This is a genomic window from Flavobacterium sp. GQ95, from assembly GCF_059758655.1.
On record NZ_JCAXEB010000013.1, the window covers coordinates 147,827 to 154,169 of the forward strand.

The window sequence follows — 6,343 nt, forward strand, 5'->3', positions numbered from 1 at the left end:
ATCCTAAGGGGCATTATTTTGTTATCTGTATAAAGTGAAATGTCCAACAAACTCTCTTGCATCTTTCTCGTCATTTAGTTTAAGAACATACCAGTAATCACCCGAAGGTAAATCTTCACCATTGTATCTTCCATCCCATTTTTGACCATAATGATATTTAGCAATTACACGACCGTATCTGTCGAAGATTGAGAATTCTAGGTTGTTGTAAATATTCGTACAACCAGGACCCCAAGTATCATAAACACCATCTCCGTTTGGAGTAAAGTAATTGTCTAAACAAACATCAATGTAAACCATTGGTACTATAATCGTAGCCGTACAACCATTTTGATCTCTAACAATTACCTCATAATCTCCAGATTTGTAGATTTTAAAAGTATTCGAAGAAGTAAATGGCTCTCCGTTGAAACTGTATTCGTAAGCTGGAGCTCCACCTGTACCTGTAACCGAAATTACGTTCATTTCAGGTTGTCCATCAGACAATTTAATTCCAAGTGGCGTGTATGCTTTAATCTCGAAGCTAACTGTTGGAACTTCACAACCATTTGTATGTCTGGCTGTCACATAGTGGTTACCAGGAGCAAGATTTGTAAAGATATTGCTTGGTTGGTAAGCACCTGTTCCGTCAAGTTGGTAATCAACATCTGCAAGATTTGTAATGCTTTCGTCAACAGTGATTGTAACCATGTTAGCTTGTGTATTGTTAACACAATCATATGTTACTTCTGCCGTTGGATTAAGAACTACCGGCAATGGCATATTGATCTGTACTGAGTTAATACATCCCGCAGCATCTTTATAATAAACTACGTGAGTACCACCGGTTAAGTTAGTGAAATCAAATATTGTCTGACCTACAGCGCCTTGCGTAAATGGACCTTTTTCAATATCCAGACTAACACTATATGGTGCAGTACCTCCTTTAATTTCTACACTAAATGCTCCGTCTTTATCTCCAACACAAACCTCTGGAATCATAGAGTTTGGAACTTCTTTCGCTAGTAACAATTCTGGTTGTGTAATTGTAAAGTCGTGTAAAATGAAACATCCATTTTCATCCTGAACAATTACCTGATAGTCACCAGGAGCTAATTTCTCAAAAATTGTTACGGTATCAAATTGGTTCAAGTCTGGTGAAAGTGCATATTTAATTATACCTGTACCTCCAGAAGCTATGATTTCTAACTTACCGTTATTCTCTCCAAAACAAGCAACATTTGTTACGTTAAACTGTGCAGTAACTGCTGTTGCAGGCTCTGAGATTGTAATAATAGCTGATGTAAATGTACAATCGCCACTATCTACTTTTACTCTATAAGTACCTACTGCAAGATTCTCGAATCTACCTTCAGCCTGAGCAGGAAGGATCGCTGTACCAGCTGCGTTTAGTAATGTATAGCTATAGCTTCCTAAACCACCAACAGCTTCCGCAACAATAACCCCTGTTGACTCACCCTGACATTTTACAACCGCATTGGTTACATCTAAATCAAGTGATAGTGGTACTAATGGATCAATTTTAATCTCGTTAGAAATAAATCCAATACAACCATTAGCGTCTTTTACGTAGTATTGATATCTACCTACCGAAACATCAAATGATACAGAAGAAGCAAACGATCCAATTACAGTTGCAAAATTAGCACTTGTACTATAAGTATAAGGAGCTGTTCCGCCTGTTGCACCTAACGTAATTTGTGATAACGTTAGACAAGTTTGAGTTCTTGACACATCTAATGTTGGTTTCACTTCCGTTGGTTCGCTTATCACGACATTTGCAGAAGTTGCTGTACAACCAAATCCGTCTGTAACCGTAATCGTATAAGTTCCTGCGCTTAAGCCTGTGAACACTCTACCAGCCTGAGGGCCTGACACGATAACTGGTGTTGCAGAAACGATATTTAAAGTATACATATAGTTACTTCCCTGACCACCTGTTGGCTGAGCCACAGTGATGATACCGTTTTTATCTCCAAAACATGATAACGTTGAAGCGTTTGCAGTCGCAGTAACCACGATTGGTGTCGGAACAACTAATTGAGCAGTTGTTGATGCAATACATCCTTTCTCATCTTTTACATTGATTGTATAGTTTCCGGCAGTTAAACCAGTAAACTCATATTTATCAGAGTAAGCAACATTTACCGGACCAACTAATTCATATTGGTAATTTGTACCCCAACCACCTGTAGCAGATGCAGAAATCACACCATCATTGTTACCTGTAATACAAGTAATTGCAGATTGAGATTTAGTAACCAATAAAGGAGCCGTTGGCTGATTAATCGTGAATACATTCGTAACAGTACATTCAGGGTTATTAACCAACTTAGCTGTAACTGAATATTGACCAGCTCTTAAACCTGAGATTCTAACCGGGCCAGCTGTAGCTGAACTGCCAGAACTTGGTACAGGACCTGTAATAGTATACGTAAATGCTCCTGCATCATTTGTTGGATTCAATTGATTGTCAACAAAAGTCAAGTCTACGCTTCCATCAGCATCTCCATAACAAACTTCTCCTTTAACTGTTGCTACTTCGATAGCAAAAGTATTAGGGTCAAATATGTAGTGGAAATCTTTTATTGTACATCCCGTTGTTGGGTTAAACACAGTAATTGCATAGTTTCCAATTGCTAATCCTGAGAATAATCCAGTTGGGTTTGTCTGGTTGAAAACAGTTCCGTTTGTACCTGTAAGAGTATAAACTAAAGCTGTTGGAGTTCCTCCTGTTGTTGCAACAGAAACCTGAATAGTTTCATTATTGATACAAGTAATTGGAGTTACTACTGCAACATTGATGTCATTCATAGTAATGAACGGCGCAATTACAATTGGAGCAGTTGAAGAACCTTCACAACCTTTGCTATCAAACACTTTTACTGAGTAAGAACCTCCTGCAAGATCAGTTTCGTTGTAAACATTAGAAGCGCTGCTTTGAACAACAGTTCCGTTTTTACTGAACACATAAAGAACATAAGGATTAGTTCCGCCAGTTACAGAGTTAACTGTAATACTTGCAAAGCTTGTTGTATTTGTACCAGTAGTACATCCAAAAGGTGTAATTGTTGGTGCATTAACTACAATTGGTAGTGGTTGTGCAATTCTGGTATCTACCTGAGCATTACAACCTCTTCCTGATGTTACTCTCACAGTATAATCTCCCGGTAATAAGTTATCAAATACATTACTATCCTGAGGACCTACGCTAACTGGAACGTTACCAATAGCCGTACCTGTTAAAGTATATCTGTAAATTGGATTATCGTTTACACCTGGCGCATTTGGAGCAAGGTTAACGATGATTCTACCATTAGAACCTCCATTACATGTTACATCTGTTTTATCTAAAGCTAAACCAGTAATCTTAGTAGCTTCTGACAATTCTACTGTAACTACATCTGTACAACCTGTTGTAAGATCTGTTACAGTAACCGTATGAGAACCAGCTGAAACATTATTGAATGTAGCAGTAGCACCAGTAACCGGAACATAAGCACCTGAGCTATATCTGTAATTTCCTGAACCTCCTGTCGCTTTTGCAACAATTCTACCATCAGGAGCATCACAACTTGGCAATGCCTGAATGTCTAATTGTAAATCAAGAGCACCATCGATTACAACAGCAGCTGTTACAGTAACTGTACAACCGTTACCATCTTTAACAGTAACATCGTAAGATCCAGAAGAATTCACCTGGAAGCTAGGGCTAGATTGGAAACCAGTTCCAATACTATATTGTAATGGAGCTTTACCAGTTGCCGAAACTACAATCTCATAAGTTCCTGTCGCACTCGGACATTGACTAGTAACATTTGCAGTAATAGCACTTGGAAGAGCGTCAGTTAAAATATTTTGAGTTTTTACTAACGTAGTACATCCATTAAAATCTTTCACATAAACATCCCAAGCTAATCTTGTTCCGTTATTAGTGTCTACTACTATTTTATTATCCGTACTGAACGTTGTTGGAGCTGCTGCTCCGTTAACTACAGCAGCATAGCTGTAAGCAGGAGTTCCACCTGTAGCTGTTACTGTAATAGTAGCATTTTTCTCGTTACAAGTAATATTAGTGGCAGTCATTGTAAAGTTCAGAGCTGCAGCTGGTTGATTAACTAAGAAGTTAGCAACATTATCTGTACAACCTGAAGTATTATCAGTAACTGTGAATGTATAATTAGCAGCAGTTAATCCTGTATAAGTAATTACATCTCCACTTTGTGTAAATGTTCCGTTATTTGGAGACAATACAAATGTATAGTTAGCCGGAGCAATATAATTACTCACGGTAAAGGCAATCGAACCTGTTGTTCCTCCATTACAAGAAACATCACTTAACAATTGACCCTCAACACTTATTACACTTGCTTTTTTAACTTCAATTGAATTTAATGTACTACAACCGTTAGCATCCGTAACTTTAATTATATAAGTTCCTGGCAATAGATTCGCAAAACTACCTACTGTATTTGATGTTGCTGAAGCCGTTGGTTCAACAATAGCATAAGTGTATCCTGCTTCACCACCAGTAATATTTGATACCATTACTGTTGCAGTTCCGGCTACATTATTACAATAAATTGGTGTAGCGCTAAGATCGAAATGCGTTGGCGGATTGTAAGCTGGAACATTTGCTGATCCAGTTGCTCTACAGCCATTAATATCAACGATTACATAACTTACAGTAGATGCAGTATTCATAGTGTGTGATGGAGAAGTTCCAAAAGTTACACCGTTATCAAAACTGTAGCTGTATGGTCCTGTACCATCATGAGCCGTTAATGCAAGTACAGCATCTTTTGCTGTATTTGAAGGATCACAACCAAATGGTGAAATTACATGAGTTACTGTTAAAACAATTGGTTCTGTAATTGTAACAGGAGCAGAAGTTGCCGGACAGTTTTTACTGTCTACAACGTTTATAGTATATATACCTGCTTTTAATCCTGTGAAAAGATTTGAAGCCTGTAATGGTGAAGTTGTTGCTCCATCAGTTATACTATATTGATATGGTGCTACACCATCTGTAGCCGTAACTTCAATACTTCCGTTTGAGTCACCTTTACAACGAGCGTCAACAGTAGCTACTGTAAACCTTGGGGTTGTTTTTGGTGTAACAACTACCGGAACAGAAATTGTAGAACATTGTGCATCTTTTACTCTGAAAGTATACGTTCCAGGAGTAGATGTAACAAATGGTAAAGCTGTAACAGCATTAAAAGTTCCACTATTGTTAAGGTCGTATTCAAAAGAATATGTTCCTGCACCTGTTCCTTGCGAAGCTGTTAATGCAATTGTTGCAGTGCTTGTTGTACAATTCAAGTCTTGTGTAAGAGTTGCATCTATCAACAATTCCTGTCTCAATACATAAGTTGCCTTAGCTATACAACCATTACCATCTTTAATAAAGAATTCGTAAGATCCCGGTGCATTTAATGTAAAGTTTGGACTTGGATAATAACCATTTCCAATACTATACATTGGTGGAGCAACAATATCTCCATCTGTAGTTCCAGTAATAGTTATTGGAACCGGACCACCAGTATAGCAATATACATTTGCATTTACGTTAATTGTTGGTGCATCATCTTTTGTAATTGGTACAGTAATCATAGCAGTACAAATCAAGTTTGCATCCATTACGTAAACATCCCAATTCGCTGTGGCAGGATCTAAAATTGCTGTGTCATCAGTAGTATAATCTGATGCAATTGGAGTTGTTCCAGATGCAACAAAAGCGTACTTATAAACTGGACTTCCACCAACTGCTTTTACAGTAACAATCGCACCGAAGTAGCAATTTGCTGCTGTCTTAGATACAACTGAAAGGCCTAAAGCAGCAGGCTGCTCCACTTTTACATCAGCTGAATTAACACAACCTGTAATAGCATCCACAACATTAAGTGTGTATGGTCCTGATGGTAGGTTCGTAATCGTAACTACATCTCCAACCTGAGTAAGCGTACCTACATTAGGGCTTAAAGTAGCAGAATATCCACCAGCTTTGTTTTCTACTGTAAACTTAATCGAACCATCGGCACCTCCGTTACAAGACACATTTTTAACTAATGAACCTGCAACTGTAATGTTAGTTACCGGAACTACTGTATGAGACTCTGAATAAGTACATCCGTTTGCATCTGTAATCTGGAATACATAAGTACCCGGAGCTAAGTTTGCAAATGTTGTCGAGGCTTGTTTCACTCTTACAATTGGAGATAAAATCTCATATTGTACTGGGTTTGTTCCACCTGCATGAGCTGTAATTTCTACCGTAGCATCAGCAAGACATGTATCGGCAACTGAAGTTACAATTGTCAAATCTGTCGGAGGTACCAAT

1 protein-coding gene is annotated in these 6,343 nt (G+C 38.1%); it reads right to left on the bottom strand.

Features of this window, described 5'->3' with window-relative positions; all coding sequences use genetic code 11:
• Positions 1–21: 21 nt before the first annotated feature.
• Positions 22–6,324 (bottom strand): T9SS type B sorting domain-containing protein, encoded by a 6,303-nt coding sequence (locus tag AC6CH4_RS21685; protein ID WP_498106687.1) that lies wholly within the window; start codon positions 6,322–6,324, stop codon positions 22–24.
• Positions 6,325–6,343 lie beyond the last annotated feature (19 nt).